We start from the raw sequence: 26,896 nt of genomic DNA on the forward strand, positions 1-26,896 counted from the left end.
TACCATCATGAAAAGACTCGTATTGGGCACATTGGTTTTAGCCGGTTTGATCATTCTGCTTGCGAATCCTGAAGACCGTATCTATTCCAGATCGGAAATGAGCAGAGAAAAGGCTTTGTTGAAGAGAATGGCTGAGGGAGAGGCGAAGTACGAACCTGAAGATCGGATCAGATCGATCACGGATACGGTACTGACCAATAAATTCAGAGTGAGAACGGATGTGTATGAACAAGAAGATCCTGCCATAAAGTTCTACTACAATAAAAACGGAATGCTCGACTTTCTTTGCTATCGTAAATATGAACTGGATTTAAAAGTACTCTTCAATAACAGAACCATTCTTGACAGAAAGATCGTATCGGATTTCTTCCGGAAAGAGTACCAAGAGGAGTACTGGACAAATGCGATTTTAAGTGAAGTCAGCATCGATCAGTTGAACAGCACAGCTTCCTGGCTGAATGTAAAGGTTGCTTTCAAAAATCCAATTTTGGAGGAGATCCGTTATTATGATCTGAAGATCAACAATACCGGAGTCCTAAAAGCCGTGGTAAACGGATAGAAATTCTAATAGAATACGTAGTCAGAGAATTTTTCGAGTACTTCATCGAAAGCGGCAAAAACATCAACGGCATCATCACTGGTTACCATTTTCGTTCGGTGGTCCTTAAAATGTGGAATCCCCTTAAAATAATTGGTGTAGTGTCGTCTTGTTTCAAATACTCCAAGTTTTTCACCCTTCCAGTCGATAGCCATTTCCAGATGACGTCTTGCGGCATTAACACGTTCTTCAATAGTTGGGGGAGCCAGATGCTCTCCGGTCTTGAAATAGTGTTTAACCTCTTTAAAGAACCAGGGATATCCGATACTTGCTCTTCCGATCATTGCGCCGTCAAGCCCAAACTCATCACGCATTTTTACAGCGGCTTCCGGGGTGTCAACGTCACCATTTCCAAATACCGGGATGTTCATACGGGGATTGTTCTTAACCGCTGCAATAGGAGCCCAGTCTGCTTCTCCCTTATACATTTGAACCCGAGTTCTGCCATGAATTGAGATAGCTTTGATACCGACGTCCTGAAGCCGCTCAGCAACTTCAACGATCTTTATGGAGTCTGAATCCCAACCCAACCTTGTTTTAACAGTAACGGGAAGTTTTGTGCGTTTAACCATCTCTTCGGTTAATTTCACCATCAGCGGAATATCACGAAGGATACCGGCGCCTGCATTTTTGCAAACCACTTTTTTAACGGGACAACCGAAATTGATATCGATGATATCCGGATTTGATTGTTCGACGATATCGACGGCCTGTAACATACTGTCTAGTTCCGCACCGAAGATCTGAATACCAACCGGACGCTCCTTTTCATAGATGTCCAGTTTTTGTACACTTTTTGCAGCATCACGGATCAAACCTTCTGAAGAGATAAATTCCGTATATACCACATCTGCACCCTGTTCCTTGCATAATGCTCTGAAAGGTGGATCACTAACATCCTCCATAGGAGCAAGTAATAATGGGAAATCATTCAGTTCTATGTCGCCGATCTTTACCAAATCTCTCAATTTTAGGGTTTTGCGGTGCAAAGATAACGGAAATAACGAAATGGCATGAATTTTAAGAAATCCTTAATTGGAATCCCCTGCACGAAGTCGCTCCAATTCCTTGATTTCCTTTTCTCTCTGGTTATCTTCCAGTCTGAAATTTCCGAAATTATAGCGGAATCCAACAAAAACAGTTCTGCTCTCCGGTTTAGCGATGTATCCGTTTTGCTGGTTGTAGTAATCTGTTCGATACATTACGTTATACGTATTGAAGATATCATTGAAATCCAGATTTAATTGGGCTCTTTTATTCCAGAACGATTTGCTCAGTGAAATGTTCATAGAGAACTGGTTTTGGAAGTAATAGGAACCTTCTATATAGTCTGAAAGATATACGAGCCCGACATTACCCGTGAATGTTTGATCTTTGCTTAAAGTAAGTATATTGGTTATTTCACCATAGTAACCAAAAGTGGAGTTTGTTGCCAGTTCTGGTTCGCTTTCAAGTGCCTGAAATTCATTTTCAAGATAGAATCCGGACATATAAGTTACAAAGAACCACCAGTCGGTTAAACTTCGATAATGCTGAAAGTCGAGGCTATACTGTATATCACTTTTGATATTGATCTCCGCAGTATATGCGATATGTTCAATATTTCGCTGGAATATCAGGCTTTGAAGCGGGTTTTTTCGATGGGTATAATAGGCGCTGAAAAAATATTGGTCAGCATAGGTATAATCTAACGCAATCTTGTTCTGTATGGATCGCGTCAGATAGGGGTTTCCAACTTTGAACTGAGATTCATTCATGTAGTAACGAAATGGATTCAGACTGCGGTATCTTGGCCGTTCTATGGAGCGATCGTAATTGAGTACCAACACATGTTTCGGAGAAAGGGTATATTCAAGACTCAGGTCAGGAAAAATTTCAAAATATTCCTGAGTGTTTATCTCACCCAAGGTGAGAGAGTTTGCCTTAACATCGGTATATTCTCCTCTTATCCCCAGTCGTAACGACCAGGATTCCCAGCCCTTTGTACCGCTCATATATGCGGCATAGATGTTCTCATCATAATTAAAATCGTCGTCAAAAGCACCATCCGGCACTGCAGGTCCACCGAAGTCCATTGTACTGTCGCTGTTAATGGAAGAGAATTTACCTCCGGCTTCAGCAGAAATTTCCCCAACAGAAGTGGATATGTCAGACTGAGCGATCACGATGTTGTTTTGTTGCCAGGCATCGGTGTAGAAAAGATTTTCCTGTACAGGGTCATCATTGCTGTCAAAATAAAGGGTCAACATATCCTGCGTCTGTTCATGGGTGTAGTACACGTAATTAAGGGAAGTTTCCCAGGTACCACCCTTATCATTCAGTGCGGTGCTGAACTCTGCACCGAAATTATAATTATTTCGGTCTCTTTCCAGATAACTATCGGTCGTAAAGTACGAGTTCAGATCATTGGCATCGTTATAAATTCTTGTAATGGCATCATTTTCATAAGTGGTTCCGGGAGATAGCTGCAGATTGGCGATAAAGCTCAATTTACTCGACTCTGACAGATCGATATCTGCTATGGTATGAATATTATGTGCATAAGAACGCGTTACCCTGGTGAAATCGGTATTCCAATCTTCTGAAGGAATAGATGGATCTGCAAAATTGATATAGGAAAGGTCGTGCTTATATTCCTTTTGAGGATTATACTGGTAACTGGCGAAAAGGTTAAGATTTTTCGTTTTATAAAAATGCTGGGTTCCAAAGTTATATTTAGGAAAAACTGCATTTTTCATACCTGCATTCACAGATCCTTTATAACCTATTGAAATATTGGCGCTGGTGACGATGTTCAATACGATACCTCCTTCAGCATCATAGCGGGAAGAAGGATTTGTAATAACTTCTATTTCTTTAATATTAGCTCCGGAATAGCCTTGCAGCAAGTCTTGTAATTCATCATTACTGATGTAAACACGGTTTCCGTTCAGATAGATAGTAGGTACAGATCCACGTACCTGAAATTTCCCGTCGATGATCAGAACCCCGGGGGTACGTTTCAGGATATCATAGGCGTTCAAGCCGGATAAAGTAGAATTCTCTACTTTAAAGATTATTCGGTCTGCTTTCTTCTCAAGACTCGGTTGTCGGTAAGATACGCTTACTTCATCGAGTTCCATCGTAGCTTGCTTTAAGTAAAGGGAAGACAGGTGAAAGTCCTTATCAAGATCTATATCCATATCCAGATCCTGATATCCCATATAACTCACTTTTAAAACATACTTTCCAGCAGTGATCCCATCGAACAGAAAATTTCCATTCTCTTCGGAACTAACCCCCATGATTATGGTACCTGCGGATCTATCGGTGAGCAGAAGGTTTACGAAGGGCAAAGGATTATCAGCTTCGTTCAGGACGGTACCTGAAAGCTTATATTCCTGGGCACTGAGCATAATCGTAAACAGCAGCAGCAGATAAGTAAACGCAGGGCAACGATGATTCATTAAAGATGGTTAGCTTAGGTATTTTCGTTAAAAATAATTATTTATTTACGATAACAAAGTGTTCCGTTAAAAAAACCCCTATCATCATGAATACGAATAGATTGGCGAAACCGATTTAATTGGTGCCTGCACGTATTAAAATAACTTATATTTGCAAACCAATATGATGTTTAGAAATTGCTATGAAGCACATTAGAAACTTTTGTATCATCGCGCATATCGACCACGGAAAGAGTACATTAGCCGACAGGCTATTGGACTTTACGGGTTCGGTTACCGAGCGTGAGAAACAAGACCAGTTGCTCGACAATATGGACCTTGAGAGAGAACGTGGTATCACCATTAAGAGCCACGCGATCCAAATGGAATATGAATATAAGGGGGAACACTACATATTAAACCTGATCGATACACCCGGTCACGTGGATTTCTCGTATGAAGTATCACGATCCATAGCGGCCTGTGAAGGTGCACTACTGGTAGTTGATGCTGCTCAGAGTATTCAGGCCCAAACAATATCAAACCTATATTTAGCCCTGGAAAATGATCTGGAGATCATTCCTGTGTTGAACAAGGTTGATCTGCCTTCTGCAAATCCTGAAGAAGTGACAGATGATATCGTAGACCTTTTAGGTTGCGATCCTTCAGATGTGATCCCTGCAAGTGCAAAGACCGGAATTGGAATTGAGGAGATCCTTTCAGCAATTATTGAGAGGGTACCACCGCCAAAAGGGGAACCTGATGAACCGCTGCAGGCACTGATCTTCGATTCTGTTTATAATCCATTTCGCGGTGTAGAAACTTATTTCCGTGTGATGAACGGTGAGATCAGAAAGGGTCAGAAGATCAAATTCATGGCGACGAAGAAGACCTACTTCGCAGATGAGGTAGGAACTTTAAAACTTGTTCAGCATCCGAAGGAGGTTATCAAGACAGGAGATGTGGGTTATCTGATCACCGGGATTAAAGAAGCACGTGAAGTGAAAGTAGGGGATACGATCACCGATGCTGCGAATCCTACAACTCGTATGATCGAAGGATTCGAAAATGTTAAACCGATGGTCTTCGCCGGAATCTATCCGGTAGATACGGAAGATTATGAGGAGCTTCGCGGAGCGATGGATAAATTACAGCTCAACGATGCTTCACTGGTCTATACACCGGAAAGTTCAGCAGCACTCGGATTTGGATTCCGTTGTGGATTCCTTGGAATGTTACACCTGGAGATCATACAGGAACGTTTGGAACGTGAATTTGACATGACGGTGATCACTACGGTACCTAACGTTAGTTATCATGCTTTTTCCAAAAAGGAGCCGGATACGCTGATCATTGTTAATAACCCTTCCGATCTTCCGGAACCTTCGAAACTCGACAGGGTAGAAGAGCCTTATATCAAAGCTACCATCATCACGCAATCTGACTTCATCGGGGCGGTAATGTCACTTTGTATTGAGAAGCGCGGTGTGATCACCAATCAAACGTATCTTACTCCTGAAAGAGTGGAACTCACTTTCGATATGCCACTGGCTGAGATCGTATTCGATTTTTATGACCGACTTAAGACGGTGTCCAAGGGGTATGCTTCCTTTGATTATTCGCCGATAGGATTGAGGGAATCAAAACTTGTTAAGGTAGATGTACTTATCAATGGTAACTCTGTTGATGCGCTTTCTGCTTTGATCCATGCCGATAATGCATACACGATCGGAAAGAAAATGTGTGAAAAGCTCAGAGAACTGATCCCAAGACAGCAGTTCGATATTCCTATTCAGGCAGCTATCGGTGCGAAGATCATTTCCAGAGAAACGATAAAGGCACTCCGAAAAGACGTAACCGCCAAATGTTACGGAGGTGATATTTCCCGTAAGAGAAAGCTTCTTGAAAAGCAGAAAAAGGGTAAAAAGCGTATGCGTCAGGTGGGTAATGTGGAGATTCCGCAACAGGCATTTATGGCTGTATTAAAACTCAATGACTAATACGATAGTATAGAAACAGTACTGTTCTGTTCATTATAAAATCAATGCTCTTCCGTATTTTTGAAAATACAGGGGAGCATTTTTTATGCGGTTAAATGCTATTATAACTGGATCAACTTAGCATTGATCCTTGAGGAAGCGATCTTTGCAGCGAAAAAACCAAGAATAAAGATAGTGGTAAAAACGATGAACACGTTAAAAACACTGAATTCTACCGGATAAGGGAGTGAGGGTGTCAGTTTGATCCAGGCAAATGTGGTTTGTGTCCATACCAGTATTCCAGCGAGTACAATACCGATAATACCCCCGACGGAAGAGACGAGAAGGCCCTGAAGGAAGTAGATACGGCGGAGTTGCCTAACAGGTACTCCCAGACTGAAAAGGGTTTTGAGATTGGCCTTTTTGTCCAGAACCATCATAATGATGGCTCCTACCACATTGAATAAAGCAATGATAAGTACCAGTGTAAAGATGAGATAGATAGCCAGATTCTCAGTATTTAGCATCTTATAGAGTGCATCATTCAATTGTGCTCGGGTTTTCAATGCTACTGTATCGGGTAATAATTTGCTTATTTCCGGAATCAATGATTCAGGAACAATACCCTGTTTGAGCTTAAAATTGATGCCGGTGATCTGGGTGCTGTCTTTTTCCAATAGCGGCTGAATGGTAGCCAGTTTGGCAAAGACGTATTTCTTATCAAGATCCTCATTTACGGCATAGACGCCGGAAACTGTTACGGATAATTCGTTATAAGGCTTTTTCTGAGAGGTGATCCCGCCGGTCCCCGGTTTCGGAGCGAGGATTTTGAGCGGACTGCGGTAGTCGTTGATTCCGAGTCCTAACAGGTTCGCGACTCCAATTCCTGTAACCACCTGATACGGATCCTTATCCATCCAGGAACCGAAGTAAAGGATACTGTCGGTATCGGTCACCAGAGGGTAATTTTCATCAACGGCTTTTACCCATGCAACATGATTCTTTTGGTTGTGAGTTAGAAAGATCCTTTCCTCAATTTCTGTGGAATAATAAGCAATACCTTCAATTGCTTTTATCTGTTCTGCCGTGTTTTCGTCGAAAGTAAAATATTTGCCTTCGGTAGTAACGGCTTTTAGATCGGGATCAAAGGTGTTGGAAAAAGACAGACTAAAGGTTTTAAGTCCGGCAAAAGCAGAAAGTACAATGAATAAGGCAGCAGCCCCAATAACAATAACGAGAAAAGTAACCAGGTTAATGATATTGACGGCATTCTGGCTGCTTTTGGATACCAGGTATCGCTTAGCTATGTACAGGGCAATATTCAATGCTTACGACTTCTTTCTTTTATCGAGGAGATCCGGGTTTTGAATAGGATTGTCATTGCCTTTGAGGGAATTCTCGATACGGTCGATATATTCCAGGGAATCGTCAATATGGAATTCCAATTCGGGAACTCTTCTCAGTTGATTCTTAGTACGCAATGCAAGCTGATGCTTAATAAGAGGCTGATTGGAGCGCATACCCTCCAGCAATTCCTTTCCGTTGTCATGTGGAAAAATGCTTACATAAACTTTTGCGATCGAAAGGTCGGTGGTCACATTAACTTTTGTGACAGAGATCAGCGTTCCTGTCATTCCACCATCCTTAGCCGCTCTTTGCAGTATCTCGGCCAGATCTTTCTGTAAGACACCTGCGATTTTCTTCTGTCTTTGTGTTTCCATGGTACAAAAGTACTGATTAAAGATTAAGAATTAAGAATTATGGATTAATTGGGAAAGGGTTACAATATTTTGGTATGCTGACGCTTGGGGAAGTTACGATTCTGCCCACCGTAAGCAGGCCCGGCCACGGACCTTCGGCGAAGCCGGAGTGTTTCCCGAGAAAGGGGAGCGGGCTCAGTTTTTTTGGCTTCGCTAGCTCAGCATTTCTTGTCATTCATTGTCTCTGGTCAAAAATGAAGCTCGCTAATGGTAGCTGTTAAGAATAATTAGATTGACTTATTAAATATCGGTGGAATTATTCGTTTTCTTCGGGTTTGAAGAATTCGCATATATCGATCTTGTAGTGCTGGGCGATGGCGTAGAGAGTTTTTACGGTCGGATTGCCTTCAGCTCTTTCGATACGACCGATCTGATTGGCGGATTTTCCGACCCAGTTTCCCAAATCCAGTTGGGAGATACCTTCCTCAGTTCTAAGTTTTTTGATCTTATCACCGATGGTCACATACAACTTATCTAACCCGTCCATTTCCATACTATAAAAGTTGTGATATTTTGAAAAAAACATCAACACATATATGTGTTGATTAAAATTATTTTCTATATTTGTAAGCGGATTACATATAAAAGCGAAGCTAATTCATGTAATACGCCTGTTTTATCTGTATTTATTTACAGAAAAATTCTACAAACGGAATTTCTGACCGATATGTAATTCCGGTAGTGAACCCGGGCACTGCACGGAGCTGAAAATTCAAAATGTAGCCATAAGTATTCCACAATAAAGTTGCGGGGTAGGTTAACAGGTGTAGTGAATTAAGTTTATCGTTGTTAATTTGATTTAGCGTGGTATGGCATGAAAAATATTTCTCTGCAAAGTCGCGATTGTGGAGCCGGGTTTTGCTATGCCTTTTTATGAAGGTAATCTAACCTAAAATGCAATAGAAAATTTTATAAGTCTTTGAAAAACAATTATATAAATATAATAATTATTTAAACCAGCTAATAATTAATAACCGATGAATTTCAGTTCAGATGCCATTTTTTTAACGGTGATGTTATATCATATACCCTATTGTTATAAAGAATTTTATGCTATAGAAAAATTGAAAGTTTACAGGAAATGAGAAAAAGCAACAGGGATAAACTCATCGCTGTAGTACTGTTCATCCTTTATTTGTGTCTGGTGTTTTTATCCGTTTCCGTATTGGACTGGCCCTAACCTGTCTACCCTGCGGTTATTTCAGCAATGTTGGAATGCCGCAGGTCTTTACCTGAAAGCAGATTATATAAAGCCTTTTTCACGGGCTGCCTGTAAAAGCTGTCTGTCATCACCCTTGGCTGTATCGAAGATATCGATCAGTCGTTGCTTTCGTTTTACAATCGCGGCTCTGGATAGTGAAAGGAGTGATGATATTTCGCCCAAGGTGGCACCCTGGTCCAGATAAAAAAGGAGTTGACGATCGGGTTTGTCAATGATGAAGTCGTTGGAAAAGAATTTTCGGAACGAATGTAACACCCGATGGCTATAGAAGGGAGGTGATGTAAGCACTTTTTTAATGCCATTTCGTAGTTCCTCTGCACTCAAATCGTTCTTGACTATGAATCCGTCAGGATCGACCTGCTTGATAATATTCTGAATTCTGTAATGATCATTATAGGTGGTGATCATCATTATTTTCGTTTCCGGATGTGCTTTGCGAATCCTTAAACCGAGATCCTCTCCGGAGTATAGCTTTTCTTCAGGTAGTGGTGGTAACTGAATATCCAGAAAGATCAAATTATACATATAGGAATTCATAAAATGAACGGCAGTAGCTATATCATGGGCGCTGTCGAATTGCAGCGTGTCTTTTGGGAATATTTCTGTAGTTTCAACAGCATAGCGATAGGCCTCCGTGATGAGTGGATGATCATCTATCAACAATATTCTGAAAGGGGACTTTTTCATATTGGTAGTTTTTTAAAGGTATCGTGATTATAAGTGTGGTGCCGAAATTTTCTTTTGATTTCAATTGCAGGTTTCCTTTCAGACGTCTGACCCGGTTTCGGATATTCTTTAATCCTATACCTTTTTCACTTTTCATAGACATCCCTTTACCATTATCCGAAATCTTCATTTCCAACATTTTATTCATCATTTTAAAATGTACTTCAACGTTAGCCGCGTCGGCATGTTTGATTACGTTTTGTAAGGCTTCTCCAAGAATTCGATACAAATTCAGTTTAATCAGGTTATCTGGTAGGTTCCAATCTATCCTTTCATCGATCTCCAGTATATAATTGAAAAGTCCGACAGCACTTCTTTTTTTGATCAGACGTTCCACAATATGTTCGAATTCCAGTGGATATTCCGTCTGCAAATGTTCGAGATCATGGGAGAGTTCACGAATATCATTTTCGATTCGTTGTAATTCGATCAGATATAGATTGTGGGTACTGGCATCTTCCTCAGAACCGGTAAAATTCAGAAATCCCCAATGTAAACGTAGCGCAAAAAGATCACCGAGAATACTATCATGCATCACCTCTGAGATTCTCTTCCGTTCCTGATTCCTGCCTTGTTGTAATCTTTCCTGGAGTTCAGTGGTCATGCGATATATCTGTTCATTGGCCTGTTGACGATCCGATTCAAGTGCCAATACCCGGTTTCTTGATCGTTGACGAAATAACAGGTAGAGGAGGCCTAGAACGATCAGAATGATTGCGCTGCTCGCTACCGTTCCAAACATTCCATAACTCAACATCCGGTTCTCTTCGATATATCGATCTGTTTCAAATCGGATTCGGGTGAATTTATTCCGGGTATTTCTTTCCTGTGCCTTTAATTCTGTGGTTAACGAAATAAATCTTTCAAGGTATTGCTGTCTGTTCCGGGAATCATGTTTGGCCAGGAAAGCCGCTGCATCCAATATCTCGCGATTAAGTGAAATGGAATTGGCAAGCGCATAGCTTTTTCGGGCATACTGAACGGCAGTACCCGTATCCTTACATTTTAAATAATGTTCGGCCAGATGTAGCTGACTCATGATGATTCCGGGTAGGTTAGCTATACGTTTGCGTATTTCCAGTGCTTTTAGCTGATCTTCGTGATAAAGACCGGAGTTAGAAATATGCATTCTGGAATAGGCCCGGTTGTCCAGTAAACGTGCATAAAGCGCGGAATCCGCACGCTGCTGATTATCCACATTCAATGCATGATTAAAATAGGTCAGGGCATTCTCATGATCACCGAGTTTCTGATATAGTAAACCAATATTATTGTAGTTGTAAATTTTTAATTTAGAATTATTGAACTTATTGTCAATGTATTTTTGTGCTTTTTTATGATAATTCAGGGATTTTTGAAATTCTTCTAATTCTAGATATATAACCCCTAAAAGATTATAACAATAATACAATTGTTGTTCTTTGGATTTTGTCTCAAATATTTTAATGGCTTTGAATAGCAATATTTCTGCCTTCATATAATCAAATTGACGACTCAAAATTATTGCCATATTGTAGCTCATTTTGGCTTCATAGTATTTATGATTTATATTTTTAAAAATGGTATGCGCCTTTCTATAATGGTAATAAGAACTATCGTATATATTAAGATCTAAATAGTAAGCTCCATAATTCCAATGTGATTTAGCCAGAGTTAATGAATCATAAATTTTAGTAGCTGTTGTCGAGGCCCCCTTAATTGCTTGCTTGAATAATAAGCTATCTTTTGTTAGATAAGCATTGTATGTTAGAATTTCGAGGTATTTAGATTTAAATGAATCTGGAGGATATTTTGTTAAAAGTGTGTATGCTAAAAATAGCTTTTGATGCTTTTCTAATAGATTCAGACTATCGTATTTAGAATCAGAAATTAATTGAATAATTTTTGCATGATGATTTTTTGAAATGAATTTTTCAGTAAAATTATTGTTATCACAACTGACTATTATAAATAGAAGAATAATTAAATAGTATGAATGGCAAACAGAGTTGGGCATATTACGATAGAGTACTAATGTAATAAAAGCCTTTAACAATGTAGCATAAAGGCTTTATTTAAATCAAATCATACACCAAAACTGTTTATTCATCATCTCTGTCATTGTCGATTCGTACACTACTATCATCCCCGGTTGCCTGAATGTTTGATAAAATATCTTCTTGAGCATTCATTTCCGGATGTGTGCAGGAACTCATCACTAAGAGGGTTATTAATGCTGAAGTGATCATGGTGATTGTTTTCATAATAAAAGATTTAATGGTTATGTTACAAAAGCTAAAGTGATCGGCCATAGTGAGAAAAAGTGTCTTCCTTAAGATCTGAGTCATCGAACACCTGGTCAGGGAAGGCGTTTAAGATCAGATTCAAAGCGGCTCCGGTTTTATGTTTGAATTAAGCGAGTTATGTTCACCGCCAGCATTCAACACTTTTTCTACTGCCTATGACTTTGATTCTTCCTTTCAGAATTCAGAAAAACTTTTAAAACTTACTGAAAGAGATACTGCAATTTAGATTCTCGTTTCAGGATAGAAGTATTCAAGAAGTATAAAAAAAGTATACACTGAACGTGAATGCCTAATAATCTACCCTGATGGTATACGGGTAAAAAAAATGCGGGAGTGAATAGTAAATTCACTCCCGCATCATGACGATAAAGTCTTTCTTATTTTCAGATCCTCTTGATGCTGATCGCTACACCACCACCCGGTGCAAGATCTTGTTTGAGTTGCGTTTTCGAAGTAACTTTTTTCGATTTCACGGTATACGATTGCGGATTCTCATTCCAACTAGCATCTTTTCCATCTGCGTAGATCGTAGCCTCGAACTTACCTTCAGGTAAAAAGCTAAGGTCGATTCTGGCAGTCCTTCCACTCTCATCCGTTACCCCACCGATATACCATTCATCTTTTCCTTTCGCCTTTCTCGCGATGGTGATATAGTCACCGGGTTCTGCTTCAAGTACCCAGGTATCATCCCAGTCTACCGCAACATCTTTAATGAATTGAAAGGCATCCGGAAAGCGCATATAGTTTTCCGGAAGGTCTGCAGCCATCTGTAGCGGACTGTACATGGTAACGTAATAGGCCAGTTGTTTTACCAAAGTGGTATTTACCCGTTGTTCGCCATTTTCATCTTTTGAAAGCAGGGTTTGAAAGATCCCCGGGGTATAATCCATAGGTCCGCCCATCAATCGGGTGAACGGAAGTATTGTGGTGTGCTCCGGAGGGAGTCCACCCATTGCTTCGAACTCAGTTCCCCGGGCAGATTCCTGAGCAATCCAGTTCGGATAGGTTCGGTTTAATCCGGTCGGTCTTACCGCTTCATGACTATTTACCATAATCCCGTAATCTGCGGCTCTTCTGGCCACGTGAATATAATGATTCACCATACTTTGTCCGTCGTGATGCTCCCTGCGTGGTATGATCTGCCCTACGTATCCGGTTTTCACCGAATTATAGTTGTTGTCCTGCATAAACTGAAACGCTCTGTCCAGTCTTCTTTCATAATTAGTCGCTGAGGCTGAGGTTTCGTGGTGCATCATCAAGCGTACTCCTTTAGATTTTGCATATTCGCGTAATGCATCTACATCGAAATCCGGATAGGGTGTTACAAAATCGAATACATTTTCTTTCCAGTTGCCGATCCAATCTTCCCATCCGATATTCCAGCCTTCTACCAAAACTGCATCAAAGCCATGTGCTGCGGCAAAATCCAGATATTCTTTTACATGTTCCGTTGTTGCTCCGTGATGTCCGTTTGGAGTAAATTTTGAGAAGTCATCCGTGAGCTTCACATTGGTCGCCGTGCTGTATGCCCAGGTACTCTTGCCCCGGATAAAATATTCCCACCAAACTCCGATATACTTTACAGGCTTGATCCAGCTGGTATCTTCATAATCGGTGGGTTCATTTAGATTCAGAATAAGGTTAGAAGCCAGAATATCTCTTGCATCATCACTGACTATAATGGTTCTCCATGGAGTTTGTGATTCGGTTTGCATATATCCTTTATTCCCTACCGCATCCGGAACAAGATGGGTGCTCATGATGAAATTATCGGCATCCACATTGAGGTCCATTGCGGGATAATCAACCAAGGCTGCTTCATGAATATTGATATAGAGACCATCATTACTGACCATCATGGAAGGGGTTTGAACCGCCAGATTCCTGATCGGACTTTGGGCGGTGATCTGAATAGTAGCCTTATCCATCACTGCAGGTAATTCAGAAATAGTTGTCGTGGTGTATGGATATTCATTGGTGTCGTAATCACCCGGGATAAAAAAGATCTTATGGTCTCCGGCAAGACGGAATTCCGTCATTTCTTCACTAATCACAAAATAATTTAATTGCGACTGCTGGGGAAACTCGTATCTGAACCCGAGTCCGTCATCAAACAATCTGAAACGTATCTGGATTATACGGTTATTTGCTTTCTCCTGTTTCAGTGTTACCAAAAGTTCATTATAGTTGTCTCGGATCTCTTTGTATTCACCTAATACGGGTTCCCAGGTTTCATCGACGGAGGTTGTTTCTGTATCGGAGACCGTAAAACCATCCATCATTCCTTCCGTGTTCTTTAATTCAAGTCCGAGGCGACTGGGTCTAATTACGGGTTGGTTTTTAAAACTTAATTCATACCAGGCTTCACCTTTATCATTGACTGAAAAGGTCATTTGAAAATCCTTATCCGGAGAGGAAATTGTCTGAGCGCTTAAGGTTGCTCCGGAAATAAAAAGTAACAGCAGTATCCACTGCAATTTGAATCGCTTCATTCTTTATTGTTAAATAAGTTATTTCTACTGGAAAGCATTGACATCAGGTATCGTATTACTATTGACCTGACGCTGTTGAACATTCATTTTGCTTTCCACGGTAAAGATACTAACATCTGCTTGACTCTGGTTTTAATGACCAGGAATTCCTTAAGGGGTATAGCAGTGGTAACCTTATAAATAAATGAATAGGGCAATCACCAGAATCATAATTATGAGCATACTTATAAGGTAGGCTGAGTTTAAAGTAGGAAAGCGCCGGAGTTTATGATTAGTTGGTTCAGCGGTTGAGGCCTCACATAGGATTGTATCAAAAATTCGGTCGGCACTTTCCCTTTTCATTTTCGGAAGTTCCTGAAGCAGCGCTTCGATCTCTTCAATTTCCGGAAAAGCATCAGTAATTCGCTGAGCTCTGAAATAGGCGATCACCTGTTCCGTTTCTTCCGAAGAGCATAATCCTTTGATATATTTCCGAAGTAAAATACTAATTTGAAATTCCTGTTCCATACGATGAATTCATGTTAGTTCTATATGTATAATACAACTGAAATACGATATTGTACTATTCCTGCTTAAAATTTATACGGAATGAATCAGTAACCATTCCCCCGTCAGTCTGTTTTCTTTTATAAGCCGGTATCCGTTTCGTTCATAGAATGCAATTAGCGATTCATCTTCTATCGTCAACCAGAAAGTCTTTTGTGGAAAAATATGCTGCACATGCTGAAGCCATGCAGAACCCAGTCCTTTCCCTCTTTCAGTTTCCGGAACCCAGATGTATCCGAGATAAACGGCTCCATGAAGAAACAGTTCCGAGGCGGTATTGGCAAAGGATTCCATTTCAGGAGCACTTTTGGTAAACAATAGACCGCCCGCAACAATCCTCCCGTTTTCATCTCCGATAAACAGGGAGGTGTCTTTTTTATAGAGATCCCAGTCTGGAACGATCGATTCCTGCCAATCTGCCGGGAGCATAGCAAAGAATTCCTCAATTCGTTGATCGGCCTGATAGAATTTAATGATCTTCATTGCTGTAAGGATTACAGGAGTCCCCATGACCACAGGCGATCCGAATCTTCAAGCCATCGGTCGCCAATATCATTGCGGTAATATCCATTGTTCACGATAATATTTGATATACGGTTATGCATCATTTTCTGGGCATCCTTCATCGTAACTCCTGTGCCGGTAACCAGTAATGCAATACCGGTATCACCAGTGATCAGCCATTCATCATTGATGCGTTTGACATGCATCGGATGTATGCCTTCTTTCATTTCTTTCTTAAACACGATCACGGCATCTTTTGAAAAGAGCTCGAAGGTCTTTTTATCCTCATAGGGGAAAGGAGGTACTACGATAAAGGAACCCACCTGGAATCCTTTTTTGACCTGGATTGTGAAATTTTCTCCGGTGGCAACCTTATAAAGCATGTGACCAATAGGTTCAGTAATACCTGCACGCTGTATATAAATCTGAGGAAATCCGAACCGGGAAGTAAACTCCAGCGGATATATACCATTCCCGTTGACGATACAATTGAGATCGATATGACCTACAAAATTCTGCTTTCTAAGTGTCGTTTCGAATTTTTTCAGAGTAGCTTCAAAGATTGGTGAATCTTTGGACCAAAGCATGCTCGATCCCATCTCACCAGTTGAAACTCCCAATTCTTTTGGAAAGAGCTTTTTATGTTCGAAGGTAATGTTCACCGGACTCAGAAATTCTTTTCCGTTAAAGAATCCGGAGGCGGAGACTTCGACACCCTTAACTTTCTTTTGTAGCTGAAAGTTGCCAAAATCATTGCCCCATGAACGCTCATAGGCGCGAAGAATGCGAATCACATCAGCGCCTTCATCATCCTGACCCACGAAAAGCAATTGTTTATATTCCTGTGTCTCCCCACAAGGCTTGACCACATAGGCATCCGGATGTTTTTCTATGTAGCGAACCGCATCCTCGAAGTTTTCAAACTCTTTGGAAGGAAGGATCTTGATCTTAAGTTTCTTAAGTTCCTGTTGTCCGAAATCACGGTCGAGTTCGAGCAGATCGGTATAACGACTTCCGCCGAATACGATCTTACCGGAAGCACGGAGTTCTTCTGCTTCAGCACCATGACCGGTATAGTCGAATATTATGATATCTGCCCATTCGATATGTTTCTTCCAATCAGTGGTGCGAGGAATGAAGCCGAGTCCGATCTCTCTGCAACTTCGGGCTTCGGTATACATTTTTACGGTATGGCCTTCCTGTTGTACGGCATAGGCGATATCGAGAGATTCTCCCCATCGCGATACGAAAAGGAATTTACGTTTTATGTGGGGTTCCTGTTTTTTATTGTTCTTTCTTGTCATTGGGGACAATGGTTTAATAGAATTTATTGATAAATGCGTCTAACACTTCAATGAGAATTAGTATAATGATGATCCATTCCAAGAGGGTGCTTTCGCGATGTTGCATGATATCTTTAAAGAGACCGAGATTTTCACTGATCACTCCGAGTTGATCTTCGAGATAATGCTGGCGTTCATTGATATCAAAATTCACTTTGAGTTCAGAATCAAGTTTGGTTAGGCCTTCATCTTCCCATGTCAGATCAGAATTATCAAGGATGTAAAGGTTCTCAGCTACCGAATTCTTGACATTGAGTACCCTTGCGATATAACGTATCAGGCGGTTGCCACGAATGCTCAGCCTGCCTTTTTCTTCGAGATACGCAGTGTGAACCTTTGTGTCTTCGAGGATGGTTTCCACCGTTACGGTGAATCTATCCAGCACTACAGAGGAAGCCAGATTGAGTAGTATTACCCTGACCGTATCACCGGAAAGTGTGGTGGTATGGATACAATCGAAAGTAACTTTGTTAAGGTGCGGATGTATTTCAACAAGGATCTCTTCGGAAATCGGATCCTCACGCAGGTCTTTGGCAAAAGGGATTACCTTCTGAGTGATATGGAACTGATCTTCGGGAGTCATATTAAAAAAGCCGAGAACACCATATTTGAAAATATAGAAATACCGGTTATCTCCGGTATGAAAGAAAAGTTTGTCACCATCGGCATCAATAGGCTTGAGTCCGAATAAGGATCGACAATTTCTAATTTGAATACTGCCAGCAATTTGTATGGCAACAGCATTGATCATGATTCAACAAGTGCCGGAGCAGGCTCATTACCGACACTAACATGCGGTAAACTCCATAAAAGACCATAAAGGAAATCAGTAAAGGGAAATCGGAAAAATGTTTTTCCAGATCAGGTAAGAGTGGTTATTGGCAACTGCTGTAACATACTCAGGGATAGCAGATCACATAAAATCAACTGTTATAGATATCGCAGCAAATGTATATAAAAAAAGGATTTAAAATCACGGTGAAAATCAGAAATTAATTTAGAGTATACTATCCTGAAGCCGCAGGAGTCCGCGAAGCGTAAAAAGCGCTTTACTCATCTGATTTTTTACGGTCGAAATTGAAATGCCTAAGATGTGACTGATCTCTTCGTAGGTTTTTTGTTCTTCCCGTGAAAGTGTGAAAATTGTTTTTCTTTTTGGCGGTAGTTTCTGTATGATGGCCTGATGTAATCTTTTACAATCCTGTTCTTCCAGGTGTCGGTCGGCAGCCGGAGAATATACAGGTGTGTGATAAAAGATCTTTTCTTTCATTTTTGAACTTCTTGATGCTCTGGAAAGCATGTTGAAGGCAAGATTTCTGGAAATGGTAAACACAAAGGCCTTAAAGGAGGAGTTCGGATCAAGATTTTCGCGGTGTAACCAGATTCTTAGGAAAACTTCCTGAACGACCTCTTCTGCCAAAACTTCATTTTTCAACAGACTGAAGGAGAAGGCATAGATCTGTGGTCTGTATTTATCATACAGATATCGGAATGCCCTTTCATTTCCGGAGATCAGATGTAGTACCATCAGTTTGTCAGAAGTGGGTGTTGGTATCGATATTTTGTTAAGATTGGAAGCTCCCATGATTATTATATTGTCAATAATACCCTAGTTTATATTATCAAATATATAAAAAATATGATATAATAATTAATATATCGTAATATTATAAAATAAAATCGGTTAAAAGGTAAAATTCGAAAAAAGGTAAGGTTGGCGGCATGTAACGAGTTGGCTTGCAGTGTGTAATTGTTAGAAGCATTATTGATTATTTATAAAAAAAGGATGAAATTAAACACATATATGTGTTAATTAAAATTATTTTCTATATTTGTGAATGTGATACCTGGCGTTTATTTCTGCAGGCCGAACAATGGGTATTGTGCTGTGGATCCTTGCATCCTGTTTCCGGAGAAAAATTACAGGACTAATAAGATGGTGTACATACGCGACCATTATTGCTTTCCCTTGCCTTTCATGGAAAAGGCTGTTATGGAAGAAGGATTAAAACGAATTAAATCAAATACAAAAGCCTATGCTATAAATAATAATAATAGAAAAGCCTTCCTGAATGCTTTTGGTCGGGTACAGGAAGGCCGTAATTAAATAAAACTACGTTTCATCTAACCATTCAAAATTATGCAAAAAAACTGTGTAAAGAGGGAAAGGGTGCTTTTCATATGCATTATTCTCGCTCTTTCAATTTATTCGAAAGCACTATTTGGTGCTGATCATACTACTGAATTAATCAATAGTAGCTTCTATCAGGAATTGTCCATCTCCGGAACTGTGACCTCTGATGCGGGAATTCCAATACCAGGAGTGACCGTTAAGATATCCGGTTACTCCAAAGGTACTTTAACCGATCAGGATGGGTCGTATACGATAACTGTTCAATCTGGTGAATCGCTGGAGTACGCTTATCTTGGGTTTCAATCCCAGATCATTAAGATCATCGATCAAACCTTGGTGAATGTACAACTGAAAGAATCAGTCACGGACCTTGATGCGGTTACTGTAAATGCCGGATATTATAAGGTTTCTGAAAGAGAAAGAACCGGAAATATTTCCAGTATAACTTCACGGGAGATAGAAAAGCAGCCTGTTTCAAATGCCTTACAAGCCTTGCAGGGCCGTTTACCCGGAATCAATATCACACAAAATACCGGTGTGCCGGGGGGAGGGTATTTGGTAAATATCCGAGGGCTCAACAGTATATCCAGTGGTAATGATCCATTTTATATTATCGATGGAGTTCCCTTCATTTCAGAATCGATAATCTTACTGGGAAATGAAGTCATCTCAGGTGCAAATCCTCTGAGTACAATTCATCCGGATGATATCGAAAGTATTGAGGTTTTGAAGGATGCGGATGCAACCGCTATATACGGGTCGCGAGGTGCGAACGGAGTTATTCTGATCACTACTAAAAAAGGGCGTACCGATGGGGTTCATTTCGAGGTTAGATCTATGACCGGAATTGGAAATGTACCACGCAAGGTGTCACTGCTCACTACATCACAATATATTGAAATGAGACGTGAAGCCTTTGAGAATGATGGTGTGGTACCTGATGGAATAAATGCTCCTGATCTAACGCTATGGGATCAGGAAAAGGATATCGACTGGCAAGAAAAGTTACTTGGCGGTAATGCTTATACCCATGATATAAGAACATCTATTTCAGGAGGGAACAAGAATTCACAGTTTTCCGTAAGAGGAAATTATTATGATGAATCCACAGTATATCCGGGAGAGAAAGGGTATGATCGCTGGTCTGTGAATTCGGCTATCAATCACAGATCGGACGATAACAGATTTCAATTTTCAGCTTCTTCACTATTTTCCAGAGAAACCAATACCTTACCTTATATCGATGTTACCAGAGAAGCACTTACGTTACCTCCGAATGCTCCTGATTTTCTGAATGAAGATGGTACCCTGAACTTCTATACTGATGTATCCAATCCTTTTGTGTATCTGAAGCAGCCGTATAAGAGCATTACAAAAAATTTGCTATTGAACAGTCAGGTCTCCTACGAATTGCTACCCGGACTCTCGCTTAAGACCGGAATAGGATATAATCTATTGAACAGAGATGAGATCCAAAGTCGACCAGGGTCAACAATTGATCCCTCCTCAACTACTCAACCCTCTTCCAGATTTGGAAAAGTAACTTCCGAAAGTTGGATTTTTGAACCACAGTTACAGTTCGTGAAGGAATTTCAATCACTCAGATTAGATCTTCTGCTCGGGTCGACCTTCCAGGAAAGAACCAATGAACTGCAAGAGCTTCAGGCAACAGGTTTTAGTAATGATCATTTTCTTAATAATCCATCTGCCGCCGCTGAGTTGAGTATTAGCAACTACGATCATAATCAATACCGTTATACCGCTTTGTTCGGGAGGATAAATTTTAAATGGAGAGATCGGTATCTGCTGAATATTACCGGGAGAAGAGACGGTAGTAGTAGGTTTGGTCCCGACAAGCAATTTGCCAATTTCGGTGCGGTCGGAATGGCCTGGATCTTCAGTAAGGAATCTTTTCTGAACGAGAATCTTGATTTTATAAGCTTTGGGAAACTCAGAGGTAGTTTTGGGGTGACCGGCAATGATCAGATCGGAGATTATGAATATCTCGACAGCTATTCTCCGACTACGTATGCATATAATGGTATTAGCGGACTCTACCCTTCCAGGTTGTTTAATCCAGTTTATGGCTGGGAAAGGAATCGAAAGTTGGAGGTGGCTCTGGAATTGGGATTTTTAGAGGATCGTATTTTATTGAACAGCGCCTATTACCGGAATCGTTCTGACAATCAATTAGTAGGTATTCCACTTCCGGGAAGTACTGGTTTTTCAACGATCAGAGCTAATTTACCTGCTGAAATTGAAAATACCGGACTTGAATTCGATCTTAAGGTCACGCTATTGCATGGGGGTAAGTTCTATTGGAATTCTGGTTTTAACATCAGTTTTCCGAAGACGGAATTATTGAAATATCCGGGATTGGAATCTTCCTCCTTCGCAAATATTTATGAAGAAGGACAATCGTTATATATAAAGAGGAAAATTCACCTGACAGGCGTAAATCCGGAAACCGGAGTTTATGATTTTGAAGATGTAGATGGAGATGGTATGATCTTCGCTCCTAATGATCTTCAATCTATATATGAACTGTCTCAGGATTACTATGGCGGATTCGCAAATAGTTTTCAATGGGGTAACTGGAACCTGGACCTGTTATTTCAGTTTGTAAAGCAAACGGGTGTAAAATACGCACATTATCTCGCTCCGGGATTCCTATACAATCAACCGTCCTTTGTTTTGGATCGTTGGCAACATTCCGGGGATGTAACAGAAGTTCAACGATTTACACAATCTTATACGGATGCGGGTTATGCATATAGTACAGCCCAGGTTCAAAGTGATTATATCTATGAGGATGCCTCATTCATTCGATGGAAGAATGTAAATCTATCATACCGACTATCTGTTAAGGGAGCAAAGATAAGTGACATACGGCTTTATTTTCAGGGTCAAAATTTGCTGACAATAACGAAATATAAAGGGTTGGACCCGGAAAATCAAGGTTTTAGACTTCCTCCCTTGCGTCGCTTTGTATTTGGAATTGAGATCAAAATCTAACCTTTAATTTAAAATCGATAATTGAATATGAAAAATATTGTTCAAAAAATATATTTCCAAAAATTGACTCCTGTGGTATTCGGAATCTTATTGATAACTGTGGGTTGTGAAAATTTTACGGAGACTGAACTCCCGCGTACAGAGATGAGTACTGAAAGTGTTTTTACTGATGAAAAATCAACTGAAGCTGTGATCTCCGGCATTTATAGTCGGATGATCAGTTCTTTGGGATTCGCAGGTGGATATTTCTATAGTATAACAAATCAGGCAGGTTTGTCTTCAGGAGAATTGATGAGTCTGAGGCCACCTAATGCCTTTCAGGATTTTACCCTTACTTCTGATGATACTTCTATTAGCAATTATCTATGGAACGAACCCTATAGCTATATCTATACGGTTAACAATGTTTTGGAGGCAGTGGAAAATGATAATCATAGTACTGCTGAGAATAGGAACAGAATCAGTGGAGAGGCACATTTTATTCGTGCATTCTGCTATTTTTATCTCATTAATATGTTCGGAGATGTGCCTTTACATCTGACTACCGATTATCAAAAGAATTCAACCGCGTCCCGGACTGACACTAAAGTGATCTATGATCAGATCATAAAAGATCTTCTCATTGCGGTTGCGTACCTCCCGGAAGATTATACGATCTATGGAGGTGAAAGGATCCGTCCGACAACTGCGGTTGCCAAAGCCTTTCTTTCCAGGGTGTATCTTTATACTGAAAACTGGAATGAGGCAGAGCGATTGGCGGATGAAGTGATTAGAATGGATGGAATCTATGCACTTACAGAAGATCTGAACCAGGTATTTTTAAAGGATAGCAAAGAGGCGATTTGGCAGCTGAAACCTGTCAGGTCCGGATTGAATACTTTCGAAGGGTTCTGGTTCATTCCCCCCGGAAATTTTGCGGTCTCGGCTGAAATAAGCGATGAACTATTAATGGCATTCGAATCGGGGGATAAACGGGTAGATGACTGGATCAATACTGCAGACAATGGTCAATTTTCATGGTCGTATCCATACAAATACAAGATACGTTCCGGAGCTATCGTATCAGAGTATTCGGTTGTGATAAGACTAGCAGAACTCTTGCTTATAAGGGCGGAAGCCAGGGCTCAAACGGGAAAATTTCAAGAGTCACTTTCCGATGTAAATATAATTAGGGACAGGGCTGGCTTATCAGCATTGGAATTTAGCACATCTGAAGCACTGTTGCAGGATATCTATAAGGAACGGGAATTGGAACTCTTTGCTGAATGGGGACATCGCTGGTTCGACCTCAAAAGAACCGGAAGGGCTGAAGAAGTGCTTGGAAGCAGACCAAACTGGAATGAATCCAGGCAATTGTATCCAATTCCATTGGATGAAATTACCAGAAACTCCAATATATCTCAGAATCCAGGTTATTGAAATTAGCGCTATAAAAATCATTGAAGATGAAACTTAGAATATTGATATTACTGGTTCTTCAGTTCAGTTTCATTTCTTGTGCAAGAAATGTTAGGGAACGAAATGAATCGGACAAGAATTGCGTAGTCATTAAAGGTCGCGTTGAAGGCGATGCTAAGAAATTTAAGAATATTAAGATCAATTTCGGTCATCTGTTTATGGTCAATCCAAAAATAAATGCGATCGACACCATGCTTAGTATTTCAAAAGGAGGGGACTTTTATTTTAAATCCGCTCCAATCGATAGACCCACACGTATCAATATCATTCCAAGTGCTGCTGATATGCATCCGGGAAATGCTAATTATACAAATTCACTACGAAATTATCTCGTGGAGCCAGGAGACAGTATCTTTATTAACATAAACCTGAATAATGATTTATTGGTTTGGGAGTTTTCTGGAAAAGGAGCAGCTAAATTTGAAGTGAAATGGGAATTTCAGGTGTTCTATCATACTTCTAAAAAAACATTTTTGAATAAGCAGGAACCGGTGAATTCTTGGGTAGAATATTATCAAAACTTATTTCGTACCGGGGATTCCCTAACTTCATGTTTTCAACATAGATTGAATAGATACAGAGACCGACTTTCACCCCAGACCTTTGAAGTTGTCCAGGCAGATTTTACCGGCAAGCTCAATTTCTTTTATAAGAATTTTTGGTTTGTCAGGAACAGTTACCTTACTCCGGAGAACCTTATGATTTTGCGAAAACTGTATGCATCCATATCCACCGAAGCGATGAGTAATGAAACAATGGCTCAATCCATGGAAATGGTGAATTATTTAATTTATTATGAGATCATGGGGGCATTGCTGGATAACCCAAAGGATGAAGATTTATATTTTCAGAATATATTTAATCGGAAATATGCCGAAATCTGTAATTTATTGCAAACGCATTATGACGGGCCATTGAGGGAGATGCTGATCATGAATTATCTTTTGAATAATTTTACAGGGGACACCACCGGATGGAATAACTGTGCCATTAATAGTGTATCGTTTATACAATCTGAACCATTGAAATCGATATTTGAAAAGTTGAACAATCATCAGATAAAAGGATCCAAAGGTTATGACTTTTCCCTTCCTGATGCGCAAGGGGTTTACGTTGATCTTCATGATTTCAAAGGGAAAGTGGTATATCTGGAAATATGGTTTACCGGATGTTCAGGCTGTATTGCATTGACCAAGGAAATCAAGGAAAAGCTTTATCCCCGGTTTCGCAATAATAAAGAGATTGTTTTTGTTACAGTTTGTGTGGATAAGGACAAACAAAAATGGCTGCACAGCTTAGCTACCGAACGATATTCTTCGCCCGATTTTGTAAACCTCTATACGGAAGGATCAGGACTAAAACATCCTTTTGCTAACTATTATAATGTAGCAGCTGCACCGACCACAATGGTCTTTGATAAACAAGGAAATATTTTTTCGAGTAGACCACCAAAGCACGGTAAAATGGATGCATTAGAGGAGTTGCTCATGGAAGCGATAAATTTTGAACCACTCAAAGCAGATTCATCGAATAGCGAATCAGATGATCTTCATATAAGACAACCAGATAATCAGCGATAATAATGAAGTCGCGAACATTTTGATCTTTATATTCCGGAATATAAAAACTGTATAGATATGTATTGGATTGGAGCGAATAAATATCCACTACAGTATTGTTCTGAAATGTTCGCGGCATTTCATTGGAAGCTCGGATCGCTGACTGAACAAATAAGTTGTTTCTACTAACTTGTCCTCTTACATTTACAACTTTGTTCGGAGAGGAAAGCGTCGTTTTAACCTGATTATTTCTTTTGTAACTCCCAACAGCGATTCGGACATTTTGAATGTTATCTATGGTATGACCCGTTCCTAAAAGCTGTAGATCTGTATTCATGGTAAAAAATTCATTACGATACCGATACAGATATATAAATCGTTTATACATCGGATCATAAACTAAATCTCCTTCCGTACAAAATATGCCGTCTACCTGCTTTTTTAATAATCCAGGGCTGTTTATTACCTTGTTGCTATGCAAATTATACTTTAGAAGAATGCTTTGTTGCTTCTCAGGATCATAGGTTTTAAGAATTACACAGGTGCTGTCGATAGGATATAAATTCATGAAACCGGGATATACTCCTGCGATTCGTTTGAGTGATTGTGAAGAGAATGGAGTGAAGAAAATATTGGGAGAAATTCCTTCAGCCATGAAAATACCGGAGTCGCAGACCTTCATTTTTAATAATTTCCAGGCAATTTTTCCTTTATACAAAAGGTTTATCGGGATCGACCTGGTTTCATGATCTGTTGTTGAATAAACCGAATATGCCATTGAAATTCCAGCATTATGCATATAGATATCATCACCGACATAACCAATCAGGTTCGTATTGTTTGTAATCGGCATGATCTTGAATTCCGATAATACGTGCGGCGGAAAAATGCGAACAAATCCGTTTTCAGGTAGTTTGGGACTCTTTGAAAACTCATAAATACCCATTACCATAATCAGGCTAAGCACTGCTGTAATGATCAAGTAGAATATTCTGTTTCTCATTTTTATGGAATTAAAACTCAGGAACTGCCTTCAGTTCCTGAGTGATTTAATCAAGGCCGATAAGAAAGTACTACCGGCGTATTACAGGTACTTGCATTTTGTTTTTGCTCATACACGGTGAACGTACAGATGTCACCCGTATTTAACGGATCACAATCGGTAACAATACACGCAGATCCCTCTTGTTTGTAATATTGCTCCTGCATATTTTCCGTTGCGGAATTTTTCCCGGCAAAGGCTGCCAGTACAGCAAGGAGTAATACACTACTACTCATTAAAACTTTAAGATTTTTCATAATTCAAGTATTTAATCAATTGTACCTACTCTTTTCAAGGTTTTCGGTATCCCCTTCCTCATCGCGATAATATTTTGGTTTATTTTGATTTCGGCTTATCGGGGGGTGGAATTTTGGATAGATGAGAATCGATAATATGCTGATCATTAGCAGGATCATATTGAATACAAGATGTGCTTTCCAATTCAACTTTTCAAGAATACCTCCACAGGAACAAGGGATATACGGACTAAGGTTCAAAATGATAAGGATGTATGCGGTAAACATTAACATCAGACTAAATGATAGATACATCGCTATTAGCCGATAATGTGTTGTAAAAAGAGCTAAGGCTATTAATATTTCAAGAATGGGGATAACCCAAACCAAGATATCGGCCAGACTTGTAAGTACGGGTGATTGTGTAAGTTGTATTCGGAACTTATCAAACTCCAGCAATTTACTGACTGCCGCATATGCGAAAAGCAGAATGAAGATCATACAAGATACTTCGAAGATCAAATTCCGTAACTTAATATGTTGAAATGTTTCCATAGGCAGTTGCTTTTATA

23 protein-coding genes are annotated in these 26,896 nt (G+C 40.0%); 6 read left to right on the forward strand and 17 right to left on the reverse strand.

Annotated elements, in window-relative coordinates:
- Window positions 1-7 precede the first annotated feature (7 nt).
- On the forward strand, window positions 8-559 hold the full coding sequence (locus DMZ48_RS02080; protein ID WP_143953440.1) for a hypothetical protein: 552 nt from the start codon (window positions 8-10) through the stop codon (window positions 557-559).
- 5 nt (window positions 560-564) lie between these two features.
- Here the strand turns inward: DMZ48_RS02080 and dusB are convergent, their stop codons facing one another.
- Together dusB and DMZ48_RS02090 are read right to left on the reverse strand one after the other, a co-directional pair.
- Entirely contained in the window at window positions 565-1,557 is a 993-nt protein-coding gene (gene dusB, locus DMZ48_RS02085; protein ID WP_143953819.1) for a tRNA dihydrouridine synthase DusB, read from the reverse strand.
- 72 nt (window positions 1,558-1,629) lie between these two features.
- The gene (locus DMZ48_RS02090) at window positions 1,630-4,044 is read right to left on the reverse strand and encodes an outer membrane beta-barrel protein (protein WP_143953441.1); all 2,415 of its coding nucleotides are present in this window, start codon (window positions 4,042-4,044) and stop codon (window positions 1,630-1,632) included.
- 182 nt (window positions 4,045-4,226) lie between these two features.
- Between DMZ48_RS02090 and lepA the strand changes: the two genes are divergently transcribed.
- Window positions 4,227-6,023 (forward strand): translation elongation factor 4, encoded by a 1,797-nt coding sequence (gene lepA, locus DMZ48_RS02095; protein ID WP_143953442.1) that lies wholly within the window; start codon window positions 4,227-4,229, stop codon window positions 6,021-6,023.
- Between the two features lie 101 nt (window positions 6,024-6,124).
- On the opposite strand, the gene DMZ48_RS02100 is transcribed toward lepA, so the two are convergent.
- The 12 genes from DMZ48_RS02100 to DMZ48_RS02150 all read right to left on the reverse strand — a co-directional run bounded on the left by DMZ48_RS02100 (window position 6,125) and on the right by DMZ48_RS02150 (window position 18,465).
- Complete coding sequence (locus tag DMZ48_RS02100; protein ID WP_143953443.1) at window positions 6,125-7,327, reverse strand: ABC transporter permease; 1,203 nt, start codon at window positions 7,325-7,327, stop codon at window positions 6,125-6,127.
- 3 nt (window positions 7,328-7,330) lie between these two features.
- Window positions 7,331-7,723 (reverse strand): 30S ribosome-binding factor RbfA, encoded by a 393-nt coding sequence (gene rbfA, locus DMZ48_RS02105; protein ID WP_143953444.1) that lies wholly within the window; start codon window positions 7,721-7,723, stop codon window positions 7,331-7,333.
- A gap of 295 nt (window positions 7,724-8,018) precedes the next feature.
- Entirely contained in the window at window positions 8,019-8,249 is a 231-nt protein-coding gene (locus DMZ48_RS02110; RefSeq protein WP_242009079.1) for a helix-turn-helix domain-containing protein, read from the reverse strand.
- A 756-nt stretch (window positions 8,250-9,005) separates the two neighbouring features.
- Entirely contained in the window at window positions 9,006-9,671 is a 666-nt protein-coding gene (locus DMZ48_RS02115; protein ID WP_143953446.1) for a response regulator, read from the reverse strand.
- Complete coding sequence (locus DMZ48_RS02120) at window positions 9,634-11,220, reverse strand: tetratricopeptide repeat-containing sensor histidine kinase (protein ID WP_162558646.1); 1,587 nt, start codon at window positions 11,218-11,220, stop codon at window positions 9,634-9,636. Before DMZ48_RS02120 ends, DMZ48_RS02115 begins: the two co-directional genes overlap by 38 nt.
- Before the next feature lie 571 nt (window positions 11,221-11,791).
- On the reverse strand, window positions 11,792-11,953 hold the full coding sequence (locus tag DMZ48_RS18480) for a hypothetical protein (RefSeq protein WP_162558647.1): 162 nt from the start codon (window positions 11,951-11,953) through the stop codon (window positions 11,792-11,794).
- A 425-nt stretch (window positions 11,954-12,378) separates the two neighbouring features.
- Window positions 12,379-14,487 carry a glycoside hydrolase family 97 protein gene (locus tag DMZ48_RS02125; protein ID WP_143953448.1) on the reverse strand — a complete coding sequence of 703 codons (2,109 nt, stop codon included), beginning with the start codon at window positions 14,485-14,487 and terminating at the stop codon, window positions 12,379-12,381.
- A 174-nt stretch (window positions 14,488-14,661) separates the two neighbouring features.
- Window positions 14,662-14,994 carry a hypothetical protein gene (locus tag DMZ48_RS02130; protein ID WP_143953449.1) on the reverse strand — a complete coding sequence of 111 codons (333 nt, stop codon included), beginning with the start codon at window positions 14,992-14,994 and terminating at the stop codon, window positions 14,662-14,664.
- A 72-nt stretch (window positions 14,995-15,066) separates the two neighbouring features.
- On the reverse strand, window positions 15,067-15,516 hold the full coding sequence (locus tag DMZ48_RS02135; protein WP_162558648.1) for a GNAT family N-acetyltransferase: 450 nt from the start codon (window positions 15,514-15,516) through the stop codon (window positions 15,067-15,069).
- A gap of 11 nt (window positions 15,517-15,527) precedes the next feature.
- The gene (locus DMZ48_RS02140; RefSeq protein ID WP_143953451.1) at window positions 15,528-16,841 is read right to left on the reverse strand and encodes a phosphoribosylamine--glycine ligase; all 1,314 of its coding nucleotides are present in this window, start codon (window positions 16,839-16,841) and stop codon (window positions 15,528-15,530) included.
- 13 nt (window positions 16,842-16,854) lie between these two features.
- Window positions 16,855-17,631, reverse strand: a complete 777-nt coding sequence (locus DMZ48_RS02145) for an RMD1 family protein (RefSeq protein ID WP_143953452.1) — start codon at window positions 17,629-17,631, stop codon at window positions 16,855-16,857.
- A gap of 246 nt (window positions 17,632-17,877) precedes the next feature.
- A complete protein-coding gene (locus tag DMZ48_RS02150) occupies window positions 17,878-18,465 on the reverse strand; it encodes an RNA polymerase sigma factor (protein ID WP_143953453.1) in 588 nt (195 codons plus the stop codon).
- A 351-nt stretch (window positions 18,466-18,816) separates the two neighbouring features.
- Here DMZ48_RS02150 and DMZ48_RS18485 point away from each other — a divergent pair, with 351 nt between their 5' ends.
- The 4 genes from DMZ48_RS18485 to DMZ48_RS02165 are packed head-to-tail and all read left to right on the forward strand — an operon-like array spanning window position 18,817 to window position 25,067.
- Window positions 18,817-18,987 carry a hypothetical protein gene (locus DMZ48_RS18485; RefSeq protein WP_162558649.1) on the forward strand — a complete coding sequence of 57 codons (171 nt, stop codon included), beginning with the start codon at window positions 18,817-18,819 and terminating at the stop codon, window positions 18,985-18,987.
- Window positions 18,988-19,020: 33 nt separating this feature from the next.
- Window positions 19,021-22,029 carry a SusC/RagA family TonB-linked outer membrane protein gene (locus DMZ48_RS02155; protein ID WP_143953454.1) on the forward strand — a complete coding sequence of 1,003 codons (3,009 nt, stop codon included), beginning with the start codon at window positions 19,021-19,023 and terminating at the stop codon, window positions 22,027-22,029.
- 27 nt (window positions 22,030-22,056) lie between these two features.
- Window positions 22,057-23,448 (forward strand): RagB/SusD family nutrient uptake outer membrane protein, encoded by a 1,392-nt coding sequence (locus DMZ48_RS02160; protein ID WP_143953455.1) that lies wholly within the window; start codon window positions 22,057-22,059, stop codon window positions 23,446-23,448.
- Window positions 23,449-23,474: 26 nt separating this feature from the next.
- Window positions 23,475-25,067, forward strand: coding sequence for a TlpA family protein disulfide reductase (locus DMZ48_RS02165; RefSeq protein ID WP_143953456.1), 1,593 nt, complete (start codon window positions 23,475-23,477; stop codon window positions 25,065-25,067).
- On the opposite strand, the gene DMZ48_RS02170 is transcribed toward DMZ48_RS02165, so the two are convergent.
- From DMZ48_RS02170 to DMZ48_RS02180, 3 genes are read right to left on the reverse strand one after another with little or no spacing between them, the layout of a single operon-like run.
- Window positions 25,000-26,049, reverse strand: coding sequence for a hypothetical protein (locus DMZ48_RS02170; RefSeq protein WP_143953457.1), 1,050 nt, complete (start codon window positions 26,047-26,049; stop codon window positions 25,000-25,002). The two genes, DMZ48_RS02165 and DMZ48_RS02170, sit on opposite strands and share 68 nt — an antisense overlap.
- A gap of 50 nt (window positions 26,050-26,099) precedes the next feature.
- A complete protein-coding gene (locus DMZ48_RS02175; RefSeq protein ID WP_143953458.1) occupies window positions 26,100-26,345 on the reverse strand; it encodes a DUF6520 family protein in 246 nt (81 codons plus the stop codon).
- A 15-nt stretch (window positions 26,346-26,360) separates the two neighbouring features.
- Window positions 26,361-26,879, reverse strand: a complete 519-nt coding sequence (locus DMZ48_RS02180) for a MauE/DoxX family redox-associated membrane protein (RefSeq protein WP_199287922.1) — start codon at window positions 26,877-26,879, stop codon at window positions 26,361-26,363.
- Window positions 26,880-26,896: the final 17 nt, after the last annotated feature.

Origin of the sequence: Robertkochia solimangrovi (assembly GCF_007279655.1) — a bacterium.
Taxonomy (GTDB): domain Bacteria; phylum Bacteroidota; class Bacteroidia; order Flavobacteriales; family Flavobacteriaceae; genus Robertkochia; species Robertkochia solimangrovi.